Annotated in this window: 14 protein-coding genes; 8 read left to right on the forward strand and 6 right to left on the reverse strand. The window is 72.4% G+C overall.

Going from position 1 to position 19,484, the window contains the following annotated elements:
* Positions 1 to 27 precede the first annotated feature (27 nt).
* Positions 28 to 1,026: a serine/threonine-protein kinase gene (locus AC0NH5_RS34950; RefSeq protein ID WP_474411343.1), complete on the forward strand. Its 999-nt coding sequence runs from the start codon at positions 28 to 30 to the stop codon at positions 1,024 to 1,026.
* A gap of 366 nt (positions 1,027 to 1,392) precedes the next feature.
* Here the strand turns inward: AC0NH5_RS34950 and AC0NH5_RS34955 are convergent, their stop codons facing one another.
* The gene (locus AC0NH5_RS34955) at positions 1,393 to 2,898 is read right to left on the reverse strand and encodes a carboxylesterase/lipase family protein (protein ID WP_474411344.1); all 1,506 of its coding nucleotides are present in this window, start codon (positions 2,896 to 2,898) and stop codon (positions 1,393 to 1,395) included.
* Between the two features lie 75 nt (positions 2,899 to 2,973).
* Here AC0NH5_RS34955 and AC0NH5_RS34960 point away from each other — a divergent pair, with 75 nt between their 5' ends.
* Positions 2,974 to 3,543: a TetR/AcrR family transcriptional regulator gene (locus AC0NH5_RS34960; protein ID WP_474411345.1), complete on the forward strand. Its 570-nt coding sequence runs from the start codon at positions 2,974 to 2,976 to the stop codon at positions 3,541 to 3,543.
* 3 nt (positions 3,544 to 3,546) lie between these two features.
* Here the strand turns inward: AC0NH5_RS34960 and AC0NH5_RS34965 are convergent, their stop codons facing one another.
* The 3 genes from AC0NH5_RS34965 to AC0NH5_RS34975 form a co-directional block, all read right to left on the reverse strand.
* Positions 3,547 to 5,553: an acetyl/propionyl/methylcrotonyl-CoA carboxylase subunit alpha gene (locus AC0NH5_RS34965; protein ID WP_474411346.1), complete on the reverse strand. Its 2,007-nt coding sequence runs from the start codon at positions 5,551 to 5,553 to the stop codon at positions 3,547 to 3,549.
* Between the two features lie 11 nt (positions 5,554 to 5,564).
* Entirely contained in the window at positions 5,565 to 6,956 is a 1,392-nt protein-coding gene (locus tag AC0NH5_RS34970; protein WP_474411347.1) for a carboxyl transferase domain-containing protein, read from the reverse strand.
* A 204-nt stretch (positions 6,957 to 7,160) separates the two neighbouring features.
* A complete protein-coding gene (locus AC0NH5_RS34975) occupies positions 7,161 to 7,838 on the reverse strand; it encodes a Crp/Fnr family transcriptional regulator (protein WP_014447921.1) in 678 nt (225 codons plus the stop codon).
* Positions 7,839 to 8,044: 206 nt separating this feature from the next.
* Here AC0NH5_RS34975 and AC0NH5_RS34980 point away from each other — a divergent pair, with 206 nt between their 5' ends.
* The 5 genes from AC0NH5_RS34980 to AC0NH5_RS35000 are packed head-to-tail and all read left to right on the forward strand — an operon-like array spanning position 8,045 to position 12,596.
* Positions 8,045 to 9,220 (forward strand): CapA family protein, encoded by a 1,176-nt coding sequence (locus AC0NH5_RS34980; protein ID WP_474411348.1) that lies wholly within the window; start codon positions 8,045 to 8,047, stop codon positions 9,218 to 9,220.
* Positions 9,221 to 9,255: 35 nt separating this feature from the next.
* On the forward strand, positions 9,256 to 10,104 hold the full coding sequence (nth, locus tag AC0NH5_RS34985) for an endonuclease III (RefSeq protein WP_474411349.1): 849 nt from the start codon (positions 9,256 to 9,258) through the stop codon (positions 10,102 to 10,104).
* Positions 10,101 to 10,664: a TlpA family protein disulfide reductase gene (locus AC0NH5_RS34990; protein ID WP_474411350.1), complete on the forward strand. Its 564-nt coding sequence runs from the start codon at positions 10,101 to 10,103 to the stop codon at positions 10,662 to 10,664. Before nth ends, AC0NH5_RS34990 begins: the two co-directional genes overlap by 4 nt.
* Positions 10,661 to 11,389, forward strand: a complete 729-nt coding sequence (locus AC0NH5_RS34995; protein ID WP_474411351.1) for an NUDIX hydrolase — start codon at positions 10,661 to 10,663, stop codon at positions 11,387 to 11,389. Before AC0NH5_RS34990 ends, AC0NH5_RS34995 begins: the two co-directional genes overlap by 4 nt.
* A gap of 28 nt (positions 11,390 to 11,417) precedes the next feature.
* Positions 11,418 to 12,596 carry a MarP family serine protease gene (locus AC0NH5_RS35000; protein ID WP_474411352.1) on the forward strand — a complete coding sequence of 393 codons (1,179 nt, stop codon included), beginning with the start codon at positions 11,418 to 11,420 and terminating at the stop codon, positions 12,594 to 12,596.
* A 26-nt stretch (positions 12,597 to 12,622) separates the two neighbouring features.
* On the opposite strand, the gene mycP is transcribed toward AC0NH5_RS35000, so the two are convergent.
* Together mycP and eccCa are read right to left on the reverse strand one after the other, a co-directional pair.
* Complete coding sequence (gene mycP, locus AC0NH5_RS35005; protein WP_474411353.1) at positions 12,623 to 13,927, reverse strand: type VII secretion-associated serine protease mycosin; 1,305 nt, start codon at positions 13,925 to 13,927, stop codon at positions 12,623 to 12,625.
* 80 nt (positions 13,928 to 14,007) lie between these two features.
* Entirely contained in the window at positions 14,008 to 17,889 is a 3,882-nt protein-coding gene (gene eccCa / locus AC0NH5_RS35010) for a type VII secretion protein EccCa (RefSeq protein ID WP_474411354.1), read from the reverse strand.
* 138 nt (positions 17,890 to 18,027) lie between these two features.
* Between eccCa and eccD the strand changes: the two genes are divergently transcribed.
* Entirely contained in the window at positions 18,028 to 19,437 is a 1,410-nt protein-coding gene (gene eccD / locus AC0NH5_RS35015; protein WP_474411400.1) for a type VII secretion integral membrane protein EccD, read from the forward strand.
* Positions 19,438 to 19,484: the final 47 nt, after the last annotated feature.

The raw sequence follows: 19,484 nt of genomic DNA on the forward strand, positions 1-19,484 counted from the left end.
CGATCCGGCTGGCGTATTTTCTTTAGCGTGACGGACACTCCGCCTGGCGCCCTCCCCGTACCCTATGTGCCAGGCATGTCTGGTTTGTCGGTCATGGCCCGTGGTGGTTACGCCACCGTCTACCGGGCCACCCAGGATTCGGTGGGCCGCGAGGTCGCCATCAAGATGGAGAACCGCACTCTCGACAGCGCCCGCGACCAGGCCCGGTTTCTCCGCGAGGCGCGCGCGGCCGGCCGCATGTCGTCGCACCCGCACGTGGTCGACCTCTTCGACGTCGGCGTGACCGTCGACCAGCACCCGTACCTGATCATGGAGCTCTGCGACGGGTCGTACCTCGACCGGATGCGCGTCTCCCCGCTGACCCCCGCCGAGGCCCGCGACGTCGGCATCAAGATCGCCGACGCCCTGGTGCACTCGCACGCCAACGGCGTCCTGCACCGCGACGTGAAACCGGCGAACATCCTCTACTCGCACTTCAACCCGGCGGTCCTCGCCGACTTCGGCCTGGCCGTCCTCGGCGAGATGCGCGACTCCTCGGTCACCCTCGAGGTGCTCACCCCCGCCTACGCGCCCCCCGAGATGTTCCGGCACGAAAGCCCGTCCGGCGCCGCCGACGTCTACGCCCTGTGCGCCACCCTCTATGCCGTCATGAGCGGCCGCCCGCCCCGCTGGCAGGGCGACCGCAGTCCGAGTCTGATCACGCTGATGGACCTCTTCCACCAGCCGATCCCGGAACTGCCCGGCGTGCCCCGGTCGCTGACCGACGTCCTGCGGTACGGCATGGCCAACGACCCGGCCTCGCGCCCGACCGCGGAACAGATGCGGGACCTGCTGAACAACCTGCAACTCGACCCCAACACGCCACAGCCGCCGCCGACCGTCTACCGCTCCGCGACCACCACGCCGCCCAACCACCTGCCGCGACCGCGACCGATCGTGCCCAGCACCCCGACCCGCGACGACGACACCCCGACAGTTCACAACCCGGGCGCCCGCAAAGGCTTCTTCAGCCGCTGGTTCAGCTGATCCCTCAGCTCGCTCTGCGCGTTCAAGAGAATCCCGCGGATGTACGACCCATGGGTCCCCGAACGCACGAGAGCAGTTCCGGGCCTCCACGCGAGCCGAGCGTCGGTCAAGGCCGTGCCGCGCCCGCCGGGCTGACCTGCCACCCCTGCTCCAACCGCAAACCCGCAAGGGGCGACAGCCGGGGGGCAACCAGCGTGTTGATTTCGGGTGCGCTCCGCACCTCAAGTCCCCACACGCGTGGGGCGGCAACCAGCGTGTTGATTTCGGGTGCGCTCCGCACCTCAAGTCCCCACACGGGCCGGTTCGGCACGACGGGCGGGCATTGCGCGTACCAGAAGAAGGTGTCCTGGACGGAACGTCGGTCGCTCAGCTGAGCGATGACCAGAAACGGTAGTTGTGGTCGCCGCGGAAGTCCGGGGCGGCGACCCAGGGGCCGGACTTCAGGGACTCGATGTGGGGCCGGCGAGTCGTGAAGGATCGCCAACCCGGGTCCGCGGCGTCCGCGTAAGCAGTCCAGGTGGAGATCATGCGCGCGGCCAGGCGGTCCTGCTCGGGCGTGCGCCGGGCGAAGAGTGGCAGATCGAAGAGGTAGGCGATCTCGGCCATGTGCTGGGCCCGCCAGGGGAAGCTGGGCTCCGGGTAACCGGCGAACCAGGGTGTGTCCTGCTCGGCGAACTCGAACATGTGCGTGCGCGTCCAGCGGGAGAGCAGCCGGGCGGTGTCGTACGTCGGCACCGACCAGTTGTGATCAGTGCCGACGGTGGCGAGCGCGAGCCCGGCGGAACCGGCGTGATCGGTCAGCGGATAGCGGGCGAGGACGGCCTCGGCGTGCGGGCCGAACTGCTCGCGGACCAGGGACGGATAGGACGCGGCGGGGATGGGCGAGCCGTTCAGTTCCTGGCCCGCGTACCTGCCGTTCTCCTCGTCGTGGTTGACGCCGATCAGGACCGGCACCCGGTTGAAGCGGCCGGTGCGCAGGGCTTCGGCCGGCGCGAGCGGCAGCAGTGACGTGCCGGCGACCGGGCGCGGCTCGGACCAGGCGCCGTACGCGCTGAGCAGCTCGGCGGTCGTGGTGGCGGGGGAACGAAGGCAGGCCGCGATGTCGGGGGCGCCGGCGCACCCGACCGCCTCGATCGTGGCGGCGCTGTCGGCCTCCGCCTCGGCCCGGGTGCGGGTGCTGCCCTCGGTGCAGGGTGCGCTCTGGATGATCGCGCGGTGGAAGAGGCCCGCCGACCGGGGCGAGGCCAGGTGGCTGCAGACGGCGTAGCCGCCGCCGGACTGCCCCATGATCGTGACGTTGTCCGGGTCGCCGCCGAAGGCGCTGATGTTCGTGCGGATCCAGCGGAGGGCGGCCTGCTGATCCTCCAGGGCCAGGCTGCCGGAGCCGTGGGCGGAGCCCGCGTCGAGCGCGGGGTGCGTCAGGAAGGACAGGACGCCGAGGCGGTAGTTCATCGAGACGACGACGGCGTCCGCGGCCAGCCGGTCCGGACCGTACATGTCGCCGGTGCCCACCATCATGCTGCCGCCGTGGATCCAGACGATCACCGGCAGGTGGCGGCGTTTGCCGGCGGGTGCGGTGACGTTCAGGTAGAGGCAGTCCTCGGCTTCGCCGGGCACGCCGATCGGAAGGCCGGCGGGCTGGGCGCAGGCCGGGCCGGGACGGGTGGCCGGGCGGACGCCGCGCCACGCCGCGGCGGGTCGCGGTGCGGTCCAGCGGGTGGGGGGTGCGGCGTAGGGGATGCCCTGGAAGCTGCGGGCGCCGGTGGCGGTGACGGTGCCGCGGACGGCGCCCCGGTCGGTGTGGATGACGTCGGCGGCTGGGGCCGGGGCGACGAGGACTGCGCCGGCCAGAAGTGACAGAAGTGGATGCATGCCGCTGACCATACGGCCGCCTTAGACGAACGTGCAAGACGTTCGTGCAAGACGGCTGTCTGATACGGTCCGATCATGGGAAACCGGGAGGCTCTGTTCGCCGGCGCGAAGGCCTGTCTGCTGGAGAAGGGTTTCGACCGGACCAGCGCCCGGGACATCGCCACCGCAGCCGGCGTCAGCCTGGCCGCGATCGGCTATCACTTCGGGTCCCGGGAGAACCTGCTCTTCCAGGCGCTGTTCGCGATCCTCGACGAGTGGGGCGACCTGACCGGGCGGATCCTCGTGCCGCCGGGCGGCCGGCCCGCACAGGCATATGAGCGGATGTGGGACGACCTGCTCGCCCAGGCGCGCGCTCACCCGAAGATGTGGCTGGCCTCGATGGAGCTGTTCATGCAGGCGCAACGGCAGCCCGACCTGATGCCGGCGCTCGCCGACGGGATCCGGCAGGGCCGCAGCGGGATGACCGGGATCCTGACCGGCGCCCCCGAGGCGGAGGTGCCGGAGCAGTCGATGCGCACGCTGGGCATGGTGCAGGTCGCGCTGATGTCCGGGGTGGTCATGCAGATGCTGGCCGACCCCGAGCACCCGCCCACCGGCGCCGACGTCGTGGCCGGCCTGCGGGCGCTCGGGAAGATCATCGAGTGACGATCACTCCGGATCCAGGACGGCCAACAGCTCGCCGGTGTCGACCTCGGCACCGGGGTGCACCGGCAGCGACGCCACCACACCCGCGGCGGGTGCGTGCACCGGGTGCTCCAGCTTCATCGCCTCGAGCGTGAGCAGCAGCTCGCCTGCCCGGACCCGCTGACCGGGAACGACCAGGATGCGGCGGACCGCGCCGGGCAGGGGGGCGATCAGGGAACTCTCGCCGGCCTCCGGGGCGGGCAGCGGGAACCGGGAGATCTCCCGGAGCGCCACCGAGCCCTCGGGGCTGTCCACATATGACACGTCACCCACCCGGTGAACCTGAACCGCCAGCCGGATGCCCTGCACGTTGAGGACCACCCGGTCGGCGCTCGCCTGCACGATGACGATCGGCGGGTGCTCGTCGGCGACCGGGGCCTGACCGAGACCGGCCAGGTCCAGCTCTTCCGGGTCGACCGCGCGCACCCACCAGCCGGCCAGCTCACCGTGCCGGTTCATCCGGTAACCGACCTCGACCGGGCCGGTCGGGCCGTCGTAGACCGCGGTCTGCGAGCCGGAGGGGACGTTGCGCCAGCCGGAGGGGAGCGAGCCGAGCACCGGCGCGGTGGCGCGGCGGCCGGCGGCCCCGGCGAGAGCGGCGGCCAGGCAGGAGAGCCGGACGGCGTCCACCGAGGACAGCAGCGGCGCGAAGACCTCGGGGTGCCGGTCCAGGAAGCCGGTGTCGATGTCGCCGGAGCGGAACGAGACGTGCCGCAGGACGCGCACCAGCAGGTCCCGGTTGGAGACCACGCCGTGCAGCTGGGTCCGGGCCAGCGCGGACGCCAGCATCCGGGCGGCCTCCTGCCGGCTCGGTGCCCAGGCGATCAGCTTCGCCAGCATCGGGTCGTGGTGCATGCCGACCACCGAGCAGTCGGCCACCCCGGCGTCCAGGCGCAGGCCGGGCTGCGGCAGCGGGCGGAACGAGCCGGCCACATCCGGCACCGCGAACCGGTGCAGGGTGCCGGCGGCGGGCAGCCACGCGTACGCCGGATCCTCGGCGCAGATCCGCACCTCGATGGCGTGCCCCCGGATCGGCGGCGGGCCCGGCATCGGCAGGTTGCCGCCCTCGGCCACCAGGAGCTGCAGGCGAACCATGTCGTACCCGGAGACGCACTCGGTGACCGCGTGATCGGCCTGGAGGGTGGGGGTCAGCTCCAGGAACCAGAAGGCGCCGTCCGCGTCGAGCAGGAACTCGACCGCTCCGGTGCCGACGTAACCGAGGGCGCGTACCGCGACGATCGCGGCCCGGCACAGCTCCTCGCGCAGCGCCGGGTCGACCGCCGGGGAGGGGGTCTCCTCGACGATCTTCTGGTAGCGGCGCTGCACCGAGCACTCGCGCTCGCCGAAGGGCACCACTGCGCCCTGGGCGTCGGCCAGGATCGGCACCTCGATGTGCCGGACGTTCGTCACGTACGGCTCGCAGAAGACGTCCCCGCCGATCTCACGCCGGGTGGAGGCCACCGCTTCGGCCAGCGTGGCGGCGTCGCGGACGACCCGCATGCCGAGGCCGCCGCAGCCGGTGGCCGGCTTGATCAGCACCGGGAACCCGGGCACCGATTCCGGGTCGGTGAAGCTCGGCAGGACCGGCACCTGCGCCTCGGCGACCAGCTTCTTCATCTCGGTCTTGACGCTCAGCGTGCGCAGGACCGCGGGTGGCGCCCCGACCCAGATCAGCCCCGCCTCGATCACCGCCTCGGCGAAGCCGGGATCCTCGGCGAGCCGGCCGATGCCGGGGTGCACGGCGTTGGCCCCGGCCCGCTGCGCGGCGGCGATCAGAGCCTCGGTCCGCTGGTACGTGTCGGACGGCGTGTTGCCCGGCAGGTGGACCGCATAGTCGGCCTCAGTGACGTGCGGCGCGTCGGAGTCGACGTCGGAATAGACGGCGACTGTCTCGATGCCGACCAGCCGGCAGGTGGCGAACACCCGGCGGGCGACCTCACCTCGGTCGGCCACCAGAATTCGTCGGATCACTGGTCTACCTTTCAGGGTCTGAACACGCCGACGTGTCCGGCGCCCTCCACGGCCGCGCTGTGCACCGCGGAGAGGCAGAGGCCGAGGACCGTACGCGTGTCGCGGGGGTCGATGACGCCGTCGTCGGTCGGTGTGCGGCCCGTCGTGGGCCAGCTGAACTGGAAGCGCGGCTCGTCCGGGCGGTCCATCAGGTCGCAGGCGGCCGATCCGACCCCGAGGACCAGGTGCGGCACGGCCGACTTGGCCACCGCGTGCACGAGCGGGGCGTCGTGCCGGGCGTCGGGCGCCTCCGCCTCCTCGCCCGCGGGCAGGCCCGCGTGCAGCAGGAACAGCAGCGGGGTGGCGGTCGCGTTGGCCAGGTGCAGGAAGTGCACCGCCTTCTGCGCCTCGGCGGCCGAGCAGGGGCTGCCCGGGGTGGCGAGCACGCCGAGCGGGTACCCGTGCAGCTCACCCCAGCCGGTCAGCAGGGCTCCGGCGTTGGGCTTGAACTCGTCGAAGTCGCTGTCGTCGAGAATCCGGGCGAGCACCTCGCGTGGCTCGAAGCCGGCCGGCTCGAGGGCGGCCAGGGTCAGCAGGCCCTCGGCGTCGTGGCGGGGCGGTGCGGGGTGCGAGGTGCGCGGCGGCGGGCCGTGCTTGCGCCAGTTGAGGCGGCGTACGCACTGTCGCGCCAGCCGTAAGCCGTCGCGTTCGTCCTCGGCCAACTGGTCGGCGGGCCCGGCCGGCCCGGCGGGCACCACGGGCGTGGCGCGCACCTCGACGCCGGTGTGGCCGTTGGCGCCTGCGCGTACCGGCTGCGGGTGGATGGTCAGCACCTTCGCGTGCCCGCGCACCATGATCGTGTAATCGGAGAGGGCCGGCAGGTAGGCCGCGTCACCCGTGGTGACCCCGAAGATCACACATACGGTGGGCACCCGGTCGGCGGTGAGGCGGCTCAGCTCGCGGGCGATCCCGCCGCCCGGTTTGGCGTCGCCGACCGACTCGACGAGGTTGACCAGCGGCAGCCGGTTGACCGACGCGATCCGCGCGGCCCGGCGGATCTTCTCGGCGGTGTACGGGTTGACCGCGCCCCCGTCCACCGTGGGGTCGTTGGCGATCACCACGCACTCGACGCCCTCGATCACCCCGATACCGGTCACCACGCTGGCGCCGACCGGGTATTCCGAGCCCCGCGCCGCCACCGGCGCCAGCTCCAGGAAAGGGCTGTCCTGGTCGAGCAGCATCTCGATGCGTTCGCGGGGGAGGAGCTTCCCGCGCGCGTGGTGCCGGGTGACCCATTTCTCCCCGCCGCCGCCCCGCGCCTGGTCGAGCACGGTCTCCAGTTCGGCGAGGAGTTGCAGGGTCGAGCTGCGCCCCGAAAGGTACGCGGGATCGCGGGGGTCCAGCGTGGTGTCGAGCACGGTCATGGAGACACCCCGATGCCCGCTACGCCCCTGCCTGCAATCAAAGCCGCGCCCTTCCCTGTCACGCCGGTGCCTCTCGGCCACCTCCGTAACGAGCGTCCGTGCGGGTGCGACACGGACCCGATCGCCGCGGCCCGGTCCCTCGAACAGGTGGATCGGGCACGTTTAGGGGGCCGTCCGGATGGACGGCCCCTTATAAGCGAAAGGTCAGACCCGGGCGCGACGCGCCAGGCGCTCCGGGTCCAGGATGATCACGCTCTTGCCGTCCAGCCGGAGCCAGGCGCGCGAGGCGAAGTCGGCGAGCGCTTTGTTCACCGTCTCGCGGGAGGCGCCGACGAGCTGCGCCAGCTCCTCCTGGGTCAGGTCGTGGGTCACCCGCAGGACGCCGCCGTCGCGGGTGCCGAACCGGCCGGCCATCTGGAGCAGGTTCTTCGCGACCCGGCCGGGCACGTCGGTGAAGATCAGGTCGGCCAGCGCGTCGTTGGTCCGGCGCAGGCGGCGGGCGAGCACCCGCAGCAACTGCTCGGCGATCTCGGGCCGGTTGTTCAGCCAGGGCCGCAGCGACGACTTCTTCAGCCGGGCCAGCCGGCTGTCGGTCACCGCGGTCGCGGTCGCCGTGCGCGGGCCCGGGTCGAAGAGCGACAGCTCGCCGAGCATGTCGGACGGGCCCATGATGGAGACGAGGTTCTGCCGGCCGTCAGCGGCTCGTCGACCGAGCTTGATCTTGCCGGACAGAACGATATACAGGCTGTCACCGGCCTCGCCCTCGTTGAAGACCACGTCGCCCTTGCGGACTTCGATCGTGTCCATCTCCTTGGCGAGCGCCTCGGCGGCTTCCGGGTCAACGCCCTGAAAGATTCCGCTGCGCGCCAGTACCTCATCCATCGCCGCACCTCCGAAAACGCGCAACGTCTGCGCTCGATCAGTCTAGGCGCACGCGGGCGGGAAACGGGCGGCCACCCCTTGATCCAGATACCGGACGGTAACCAGATTCGCCTGGACCGCCGGAAACAATTCGGCGGTACGGGCATATCAGGACAGGCCTTTCGTCGGTCGATCCCGCTTGCAGGCCGACGGTATCGTCCCGGTCGATGAATCCGCACCCCCCACCCCCGGGGCGGGGCCTTTTCGGCCGGCCCGTACTCACCGTCACCATCGCCCTCGCTGCCCTGGTTGGTGTCGGTTTGGGGGGTATTGCCCTGGCGCAACGCGACAGTCCGTCAACGCCGTCGTGGAGCGCACCGGCCGCGTCGACGGCCGCGAGCCGGCCTGCGAAACAGGAGGAATCCGCGCGCGTCGAGTCGATCACGCTCTCCGCCACCGGCGACATCATCATGGGCAGCGCACCGAACCGCCTGCCGGCGAACGGCGGCGAGGGATTCTTCGACTCGGTGCGCGAGGGACTCGCCTCCGACCTGGTGATGGGCAACCTGGAACAGCCGCTCACCGGTGACACCGGCACCTCCAAGTGCGGTTCGCCGCCGCGGCCCAACTGCTACGCGTTCCGGTCGCCGCCGTCCTACGCCAGACACCTCAAGGACGCCGGCTTCCAGCTGGTCAACACGGCGAACAACCACTCGAAGGACTTCGGCGCCCAGGGTTACCGCAACACCGTCGAGGCACTGGAGGACGCCGGCATCGAGCACACCGGGGCCGAGGACCAGATCACCGTCGTGGAGGTCAAGGGGATCAAGGTCGCGGTGGTGGGCTTCTCGTCGTACGCGGGAGCCAACGACCTGAACGACCTGGACGCCGCGCGGGAGGTCGTCGAGGAGGCCGGCACCAAGGCCGACCTGGTCGTGGTGCAGGTGCACATGGGCGCCGAGGGCTCCGACAAGACGCACGTGAAGCCGGGCACCGAGCTGTTCTTCGGCGAGAACCGGGGCGACCCGATCAGGTTCAGCCACGCCGTCGTCGACGCGGGCGCCGACCTGGTCGTCGGGCACGGACCGCACGTGCTGCGCGGCATGGAGTTCTACCAGGGCAAACTGATCGCGTACAGCCTGGGCAACTTCGCCGGCGGCGGACGGACGCTGTCCCGCACCGGCGTGCTCAAATACTCCGGGATCCTGCACGTGTCGCTCACCGGCGACGGCGAGTACGCGGGCGGCAAGTTCCTCTCGACCTATCTCGACAGCACCGGCGTGCCGGTCCGCGACGACGAGAACGAGCGCGGCCGCAAGATGGTCGGCGAGCTGTCGGCGGAGGACTTCCCGGACACCGGAGTCACGATCGGTGACGACGGGACGATCAAGCCCTCGGCGTGACGGATGATCTCGCGTTGCCGACGTACTCTTTACCGGTGACTCGACCCCGCGCAGCGAATGCCTCCCGCTACGCGCGCGAGACGGAGCTCGGCCGCAAACGCCGTGCCCGCAGGATGGCCCGGGTGCTCGCCGAGACCCACCCGGACGCGCACTGCGAGCTCGACTTCACCAACCCTCTCGAGTTGGCCGTCGCGACGATCCTCTCCGCGCAGACCACCGACGTGCGGGTCAACCAGGTGACGCCGAAACTGTTCCAGCAGTACCGGACGGCAGCCGACTACGCCGCCGCGGACCGCGCCGAGATGGAGCAGCTGCTCCGGCCGACCGGCTTCTTCCGGGCCAAGACCAACTCGCTGATCCGGCTCGGCCAGGCCCTGATCGAGCGCCACGACGGACAGGTGCCGAACAAGCTGGACGACCTGGTGAAGCTGCCCGGGATCGGCCGCAAGACCGCCAATGTCGTGCTGGGCAACGCGTTCGACGTCCCCGGCATCACCGTGGACACCCACTTCCGCCGCCTCACCAACCGGTTCGGCTGGGTCGACGAGACCGACGAGGTGAAGATCGAGTTCCTGGTCGCCGACCTGATCGAGAAGCGCGACTGGACGATGCTGTCGCACCGGGTGATCTTCCACGGGCGGCGGGTGTGTCACGCCCGGACACCGGCCTGCGGCGCCTGCGCCCTGGCGAGCATGTGCCCGTCGTACGGGACCGGCCCGACCGAGGCCAAGCCGGCGGCGCGGCTGTTGAAGGGCCCGCGCGCCCGTGACCTGGCCGTGGCCGCCGGAGTCGACCCCGGCCTGGTGCCGGCTGCCGCGGTCCTCGCCGCGGAGGAGCCGGCCGCGCTTGCAACGGAGGAGCCGCTCGCTCCGGAGGAACCGTGAGGCGGTTCCGCGGGATGTCGACGGCCGCGGTCGTGGTCCTGCTGGCGCTGTCGGCCTGCACGGCCTCGGCCGAGCCGGACGGCCCGGAGCCACCGTCACCGTTCGCCGACTGCACCGCGCTGATCGCGCCCGCCCCGGTCAGCACCGACCTGCCCGACGTCGCGCTGCCCTGCTTCACCGGCGGCGGCGAGATCCGGATGCCCCGGCTGCGCGTCCCGGCGGTCATCAACGTCTGGGCGTCGTACTGCGCGCCCTGCCGCGACGAGCTGCCGGTGATGCAGGGGCTCGCCGACCGGGCCGACGGGCGATACACAGTGCTCGGGGTGGACAGCAACGACCGGCGCTCCGCCGCGGTCTCCTTCGCCACCGACCACGGCGTCAGCTTCCCGACCCTGTTCGACCCGGACCGCCGGTTCGCGAGCGCGCTCGGGCAGGCGACGCTGCCACTCACCGTCTTCGTCGGTGCCGACGGTGAGATGTACGTGCATCGCGAGGCCGTGGATGTCGACGAGTTGATCACACTGATGCGGGAGCACACCGGCGTGACGGTGACGCGATGAGCAAGGGACACGTTCTCCACCGGCCGGACGATCTGCCGCCCTGGTTCGAGCCGCTGCTGACCCGGGCCGGGCAGTGCCGCACCGAGGACTTCACCACGCTGCGGCAACCGGCCGGCGGCGGCGGACGTTCCAGCGCGGTCCTCGTGCTGCTCGGCGAGAGCGAGCCGGACGCCGACACCCCGGGCGGGCCCGACCTGCTGGTCCTGCAGCGGGCCGCGACCATGCGCAACCACGCCGGTCAGCCCGCCTTCCCGGGCGGTGCCACCGACCCGGAGGACGCCGACGCGACCGTCACCGCGCTGCGCGAGGCGAACGAGGAGGTCGGCCTCGACCGGTCCAGCGCCGAGGTGCTGGCCCTGCTGCCGGACCTGTGGATCCCGGTCAGCCGGTTCGTGGTCACCCCGGTGCTGGCCTGGTGGCGCCGCCCGCACCCGGTGCACCCGTTGCAGCCCGCCGAAGTCGCGCACGTCGCACGCCTGCCGATCAGTGAACTCGCCGACCCCGCGAACCGTATCCGGGTGCGACATCCGAGCGGCTGGATCGGTCCTGCCTTCCAGGTCCGGGGCCTGCTCGTCTGGGGATTCACAGCGGGGGTGATCTCGGTTCTGCTCGACATGGCCGGGTGGTCCGTCCCCTGGGAGCCGGGTCGTCTCGTCGGGCTTCCCGACGCCGCGGCGCCGGTTCCGGCCGCGCGCGGGGGAGCGCCCGACGAGGTGGTGCCGTGAGGTGGTCCCCGACTTCTAGGCTGAGTGGGTGCCCGTGGTCGATGTGATTCTGGTCGTGCTGATGCTGCTCTTCGCGATCAGCGGATATCGGCAGGGCTTCGTCATCGGCGCGCTGTCACTCGGCGGCTTCTTCAGCGGCGTGCTGATCGGGCTCCAACTCGGACCGCTGCTGGCCCAGCAGTTCGCGGACGGGACGGTGCGGCTGGTTGTCGCGCTCGCGGTCATCCTCACGCTCGCCGTGCTCGGCCAGACGCTGGCCGGCTGGCTCGGCACCAACCTGCGCCGCGGCATCTTCAGCAAACCGCTGCAACACCTCGACGACGCCGGTGGCGCGGTGATCTCGGTGGTCGCCCTGCTGCTGGCCTCCTGGCTGGTGGCGGTGCCGCTCGGGTCGACCCCGTTCCCCGCGGTCAACCGCGAGTTCCGCAGCAGCGCCATCCTCACCGGCATCAACGGCCTGATGCCGGAGGAGGCGCAGACGCTCTCCTCGGCGCTGCGCGACACTCTCAACACCAGCGGCTTCCCGGACGTGTTCGGCGGGCTGGCCCGCACCCAGGCCAAGGAGGTCGCCGAGCCCGACCAGCGGCTCGCGAAGAGCCGGGTGGTGCAGGACTCGAAGCGGTCGGTGCTCAAGGTGCTCGGCGCGGCGCCCAGCTGTTCCCGGCGCATCGAGGGCACCGGCTTCGTCTACGCCCAGGAGCGCGTGATGACCAACGCGCATGTGGTGGCCGGCACCGAGGAGGTGGTCGTCGAGACCTCCCGCGGCCAGCTCGAGGGCACCGTCGTGGTCTACGACCCGAAACGGGACCTGGCCGTCCTGCACGTGCCGGGGCTGCGTGCCCCGGTCATGCCGTTCGCCGGGAAAGAGGCGATCACCGGGGCGAACGCGATCGTGCTGGGCTATCCGCAGGACGGGCCGTACAACGCCCAGTCCGCCCGGGTCCGGGACGTCAGCCGGATCACCGGACCGGACATCTACGACTCGGGTGACGTGACCCGTGAGATTTACACGATCAAGTCCTTTGTCCGCAGCGGGAACTCGGGTGGCCCGCTGATCGCCCCGAACGGGGACGTGCTCGGCGTGATCTTCGCTGCGGCAGCGGACGACAAGAACGTCGGGTTCGCGCTGACGGCGGACGAGGCGGCCGGTGTGGCAAAGGCCGGACGGGAGAACGACCGCGGCGTACGCACCGGGGAGTGCGCTTGAAACAGGGCCTGGCCGGACCGGCGTGCTCAGCCGGTCGCGCGGGCGAAACGCCGGATGGTCACTGCCGCGGCCACCGCCGACAGGAGGAACAACAGCACCGCGATCAGCCGCGCATGGCTGCTTCCCGTCGGCACCGCCGGTGACGGCGCCACCCAGCCGCCCGCGTTGGGTGCCGGTGCCTCCGTCGCCGCACCCGGCAGCCGCGCCGACTCCTCCGGCGCGGACTGCGCCTGCCCGGAAGCGGGCGCGTTGCCGAACCGGGCCACACCCTGCGGCGGGGTGTTGTCCAGCGGGTTGCCGAGGACGACCGGCACGTCGGCGGTGAGCGCCGCAACCGGGTCGATCAGGCCGAAGCCGAACTCCGGGTCACGGCCGGGAGCGCCGCGGTCCTTGGCGGTCTTGATGATCCGGTCGACCACCTCGCCGGCCGGCATGTCCGGCCAGCGGGCCCGCAGCAGTGCCGCGGTGCCGGCCACCATCGGGGCGGCGAAGCTGGTGCCCTGAACCCGCCAGTACGTGTCCGGGCCACGGGCGCCGACCAGCTCGGTGGCCGGGGCCGAGATCACGGTCTCCTTGCCGGTGATGGAACCGGTCCAGAGCATGTCGCCCTTGCGCTCGGTGCCGGCGACGGCGAGGACGCCGGGTTCCCGGGCGGGGTACCACACGCCGGATTCGGCGGTGTTCGACGCGGTCGCGTTGCCGGTGCAGGCGATCACCACCACGTCCTTGGCGAACGCGTAGTCGAGGGCCGCGGCCAGGGTGGCGCTGGAGGCGCTGCCGCCGAGCGACAGGTTCAGCACCTTGGCGCCCTTGTCCACCGCCCAGCGCACTGCTTTCGCCACGACCAGGGCGTCGTTGTAGCGGTTCTCCGAGTCGAGCACCCGGATCGGCAGGATCTTGGCCTTGGGGGCGATCCCGACGACGCCGGAGGTGTCGTCGGAGCGGCCGGCGATGATGGCCGACACCGTGGTGCCGTGGCCGACGGGGTCGGTCTGGCCGTCGCCGTCGCCGGCCACCAGATCGAGGCCGGGGAGCACCTGGCCGACCAGGTCGGGGTGCTGGGCGTCGACGCCGGAGTCGATGACCGCGACCGTGACACCGGCGCCGTCCGTGTATTCCCAGGCGCCGGGCACGTTGAGCGTCTGGAGGTGCCACTGCTCGGCACGCACCCAGTCGGGTCCGGTCGCACCGGGTTCCGCAAGAAGGGGAGCGGAGGACGCCGGCCCGGCGAGAGCCGCCGTGCTCGGCCCGCTGAACGCGAACAGGCCGGCCACGACGGCGGTGCCGAGTCGTCGCACGCCCGGGGCGATTCGCCGGGAGTCTGCACTCACTCTGCTCTCCCTGGACGGTCGGTCAGTCGATGGAGGGAGATTACTCCCAACGGAGGGCGTGTCGCTGCGGTCCTGAGTGGCTAATCGCACTCCGAGTCTGTTGAATGCCCGGATTCTTGGAAGGGATGCAGCTGGGCGAGCTGGATCAGCCGGACCCCTTCACGCCGCGTCACCAGCCGGCCACGCCCCGGTGGCAGCGCCGCCGGCCGCACGGTGCCGAGCAGCGGCCCCTCGTCCGGTGAACCGGCCATCACCAGCCCGGGCGTGGAGAGTTCCCGCAGCCGCTGGATCACCGGCTCGTAGAGCGCCCGGCCGGCACCGCCGCATCGGCGGGTGAGAATCAGGTGGAGGCCGACGTCACGCGCCTGCGGCAGGTGGTCGAGCAGCGGCGTGAGCGGGTTGTCCGGGCCGGTGGCCACCAGGTCGTAGTCGTCGACCAGGACGAACAATTCCGGCCCGGTCCACCACGAGCGGTCCCGCAACTGCTGGGCGGTCACCTCGGGGCCGGGCAGCCGCCGCCGCATGTACCCGGCGACCGACTCCATCAGCTCCCGGGTGTGCGCGGCCTGCATGCCGTACCCGATCCGGTGGGCGGTCTCCGGCAGGTCGATCAGGCTGCGCCGGTAGTCGACCAGGATGATCCGGGCCCGCTCCGGCTCGAACCGGGCGGTCACCGTGGTGGCGAGCGCCCGCAGGAACGACGACTTGCCGCACTCGGCGTCGCCGAGGACCAGGAAGTGCGGGTCGGCCGCGAAGTCGATCGCCACCGGCCGCAGGTCGGACTCGGCGATGCCGATCGGCAGGTGCAGGCCCGTACTGTCCGCGGATCTGATCTCGGCGTACGCGACGGAGGCCGGTAACAACCGGACCGGCGGCGCGGACGGCCCGGTCCAGGCCGCCGCCACCGCCTTGACCAGCGCCGGGGTGTCGCCCAGCGGGCCCACCTCGGGCCGGACGGTGAGCAGGTGCAAACCTCGGCTCCGGTCGGCGGGGTGTTCCAGCACACCCCGGCCCGGCGTCTCCGGCACGGCCATCGCCGCCCGCCGGCTGACGATCGAGTCGGCGGGGTCCCCGAGGCGCAGCTCGAGCCGGGAGCCGAACAGGTCGCGGACGGCCGGCCGGAAGTCCATCCACCGCGATGCCGTGGCGGCCAGATGGATGCCGTACGAGAGGCCGCGGGTGGCCAGGTCGGTGAGCACCGGCTCCAGCTCCTCGAAGTCCTTGCGCAAGGTGGCCCACCCGTCCACCACCAGGAAGACCGCCGGACGGTCCACGCCGGACCCCGTTCCCGACCGCTCCCGGTCCTCGAGCAGCGTCACCATCTCGCCGACCGTGCGCCGGACCCCCTCCGCCTCCAGCCGGCCGAAGACACCACCCACGTGCGGCAGGTCGCGCAGCGTTCCCAGGGTCCCGCCACCGAAGTCCAGGCAGTACACCCACGTCTCGGCCGGGGTGTGGGTGAGCGCCAGACCGCAGACGAGGGCCCGCAGCACAGTGGACTTGCCGCTCAACGTCCCACCGGCCACCGCGACGTGTCCCGCCGCCCCGGCCAGCTGCAGCCAGAGGACGTCACGGAGCTGTTCCCGGGGCTTGTCCACGAGCGCGATCGGCACCTGCAGGTTGCCGTGCAGTGCCGGGTTGGCGCAGGCGAGCCCGCGGTCGTGGGTGACGGCGACCGGGCCGAGCAGTTCGTCCAGGGTCGCCGAGCCGTCCAGCGGCGGCAGCCACACCCGGTGCGCCGGTGGCCCTTGCCCGGCCAGCCGCCCGACCAGCACGTCGAGCAGGCTCGCACCTTCCGGCGGGGGGGCGGCGAGCGCCGGCGGGGCCGGGACGTGCCGGGTGGACCACGGCAGCACCGAGGCGGTGTCCGGTGCGGCGGACACCGCGGAGCGCCAGGCGTGCCCGGAGGCATGCGCGACCTTGAACCGGGTCGGCGGTTCGGTGCCGGACTTCAGATAGCCGTGCCCGGGGGAGCGGGGCAGCTCGTACGCGTCCGCCACCCCCAGCACCGCCCGTGACTCCAGCGCCGAGAACGTCCGGAGCCCGACCCGGTACGACAGATGCGTGTCCAGCCCGCGCAACCGCCCGTCCTCCAGCCGCTGACTGGCCAGCAGCAGATGCACGCCCAGCGACCGCCCCAGCCGTCCGATCTGGAGGAACAGCTCGATGAACTCCGGCTTGCGTTGCAGCAGCTCGGAGAACTCGTCGCAGACCACGAGCAGGGTCGGCAGCGGTGGCAGCGGCGCGCCACCCGCCCGGGCCTTCTCGTACTCCGGCAGCCCCGCGTAGTTGCCCGCCCTGCGCAGCGCCTCCTGCCGCCGGGTCAGCTCGCCGTCGATGGCGTCGGCCATCCGGTCGACCAGCGGCAGCGCGTCCTCCAGGTTGGTGATCAGCGCGGCGGTGTGCGGCAGCCGGTCCATCGACGCGAACGTGGCGCCGCCCTTGAAGTCGATCAGGACGAAGTTCAGCGTCTCCGACGAGTGCGTGGCCGCCAGCGCCAGCACCAGCGTGCGCAGCAGCTCCGACTTGCCCGAGCCGGTCGCGCCGACCAGCAGCCCGTGCGGCCCCATCCCGTCCTGTGCGGACTCCTTCAGGTCGAGCACCACCGGCAGGCCGTCGGCGCTGGTCCCGATCGGCGCCCGGAGCCGCTCCCGGCCCGCGCGTGGCCGCCAGCCGCTCGCCACGGTGAAGCTCTCCGGGTCGGCGATGCCCAGCAGCTCGGCCAGGCCCGCCTCGTTCGCCGCGGTGGCGCCGGCCGGGTCCGCCGAGTCGGCCAGGCGCAGCGGCGCGAGGCGCCGGGCGATCGCCTCGGCCTCGGCGACGGAGAGCTGATCGGCACGTCCGGCTTCAATCTCATGATCCATCGTGTACGACCGGAGCGTCCCGCCCGCACCGATCTCCAGCACCAGCATCGACCGGTCCGGCACCCGTGGCGGCGTGGCGTCGAGATCGAGCACCGTGACGCCGTCCAGCCCTTCGTCGAGCCCGCCCGCGTCCAGCCCGTCCCGCACCACCACCAGGTGCGGCACCGTCGCCGTCACCTCGCCGGGCCGCAGCCGGGACCGCCCGGCCACCAGGTCGTCGAGCAGCGACGCCAGTCCCGCGCCGGTGTCGGCCACCAGGCGTACCGGTCCGAGCGCGTCGACCCGCGCCGGGTGCCGGGCGTGCGGCAGCCATTTCACCCACTCCCAGTCCGCCCGCCGGTCCGCCCCGGCGCCGACCGCGATGACCAGATCGTCCGGCGCGTGGAAGACCGCGAGCTGGATCAGCACCGCCCGGACCAGGGAACGGGCCGTCTCCCCGCCGTCACCGGCGAACACCCGGGCGAAGCCGCGCAGCGACATCGCCACCGGCAGGTCGGGCACCACCGAGTACGCGTCCAGGAACCGTCGCAGCGCTCCCGCGGTCATCGGTTCCAGCTCGTCCAGGGGCCGGGTGGACGGCGTGGTCAGTGGGGTGGCGAGCGTCTGCGGTCCGAGCCCGACCCGGGCCACGGCGAAGTCGGCATCGGCCGGCCGGCGCTCCCAGACCCGGTGACTGAGGACAGTCGACCAGAGCCGTTCCGGATCCGGATGGCGATAGAGCAGCCCCGCCCGCTGCTGGTGCGCGGTCTCGCGGACGCGCCGGCGCAGCCCCGCGAGATGCCGCAGATAGTCGCGGCGGGCCGCGGTCAGCTCGGCCTGCCGAGGCGCACCGGACGCGCCGAACGACGTGGCGAGCATCGCCAGCGACGAGACGCCGAACAGCCCACCGATCACATAGGTGTAAGCGCCCGCCCGGCCCTGGCCCATCATCATCGCCATCGCCAGCGTGCCGCCCAGCAGCGGCAGCGCCATCAGCCACTGCCGCCAGCGCCCCGCCACCGGCTCCGGCACCTCCGGCGGCGGGTCGACGTGCAGCAAGCCTGCGGGGATCCCCGGCGCCGGGCGGCGCGCGGGTCGCTGGAACGGCACGGTGCCCATCGGCTGCCCTTTCCGCGCCTCTGTGTGTCCGAGCGGTCACGGGATATCACGGTGGGCTCATGCTAGGTAAAGTTCGGCCCCTGCCGCAGTATCACGGTCATCGATGTGGACTACCCTGTGGACAACGGGAGGATCCTGGTGAGCGCCGGCCTGGCACGCGTCACCATCCGTGCGCCCCGGCGCCGCGTCGACGTCGCTCTGCCCGAGCACGTGCCGCTCGCCGAGCTGCTGCCGGACGTGCTGCGGCACGCCGGCGAGGACCTCGCCGACGAGGGCGAGAAACACGGTGGGTGGGTGCTCCGGCGGGCCGACGGGGTCGCCCTGGGTGCGGCCCGGGGTCTGCACACCCAGGGGGTACGCGACGGCGCAGTCCTTCATCTCGTCCCGGCCCGCGAACAGTGGCCGGAGCTGGACTACGACGACGTGGTGGAGGCGATCGCCGAGGGTGCCCGGCGGCGCGGCGGCACCTGGACCGCCGGCGCCACCCGCAGCGCCGCCCTGGCCGCGGCCGCCGTCCCGCTCGCTCTCGGCCTGTTCACCCTGCTCACCGTTTCCGGGCAGGGCACCGCCTGGGTGGGGCTCGGCCTCGCCGCGCTGCTCACCCTGGCCGCCACTACCGCTTCCCGGGCGTACGCGCGACGCACCCCCGGCATCGTCCTGGCTGGGTACGCACTGCCCTACGCCTTCACCGGCGGCGCCGCTTCGATCGCCGTGCCCGGCGCCGCGCTGTGGCAGTCGGCCGGCGCCCCGGAACTGTTCGCCGGGTCGGTGTCGATGCTGATCTGCGCTGCCATCGGCGCGGCCGGCGTGGCGGCCGGAGCCCGGATGTTCGCCGCGGTCGCGACCACCGGCCTGCTCGCCGCGCTGACCGCCCTGACCGGCCTGTTCACCACCGGGGTGGCCGCCGCGGCGGTGCTGATCTCGGTGCTCGTCTGCGGGATCGCCCTGCTGCCGCTGCTGGCCGTGCGCCTGGGCCGCACGCCCCGGCCGCCGATCACCCTGCCGGCCCCCGGTGAGGCTCTCGTCGATCGCAGAACCGCTTTCGACGCGGTCGCCCGGACCGAGGAGTTGCTCGCCGGCATGCTGCTGGGCCACGCCGTGCTGGCCGCCGGTGCGTTCGCCGTGCTGGCCACCGCGGGCACGCTCTCCGCCCGCCTGTTGACCGGGGCCGCCGCGACGGCGTTGCTGCTCCGCTCGCGGCTCTTCATCACCGGTCGCCAGCGGGTCCCGCTGCTGGCCGGCGGCCTTATCGGGGTGACCGCCCTCGGCATCGACCTGCTCACCGCCGGCGCGGCTGACGCCGGTGCGTCCGCCTCCGATGTGACCGGCTCCGCCGTGATCGAATCCGCCGCGCTGGTTGTCGTGCCTGTCGCCGCCACGCTCATCGCGCTGCTCGCCGTCGCGGCCGGAATCGCCTACGCCGGCCGCCCGCCGTCCCCCTACGTCAGCCGGGCCGCCGACCTGCTCGAAGCCCTCGCCGTGATCTCGGTCATCCCGGTGGCGTGCGCCGTAACCGGCCTCTACACCGCCGTCTCCGGCCTCACCTGACGCTCAAAACGACGAACCGCTCACCCCACAGTGTGTGAAGTTCGGGC

The organism is Actinoplanes sp. 13, from assembly GCF_056134165.1.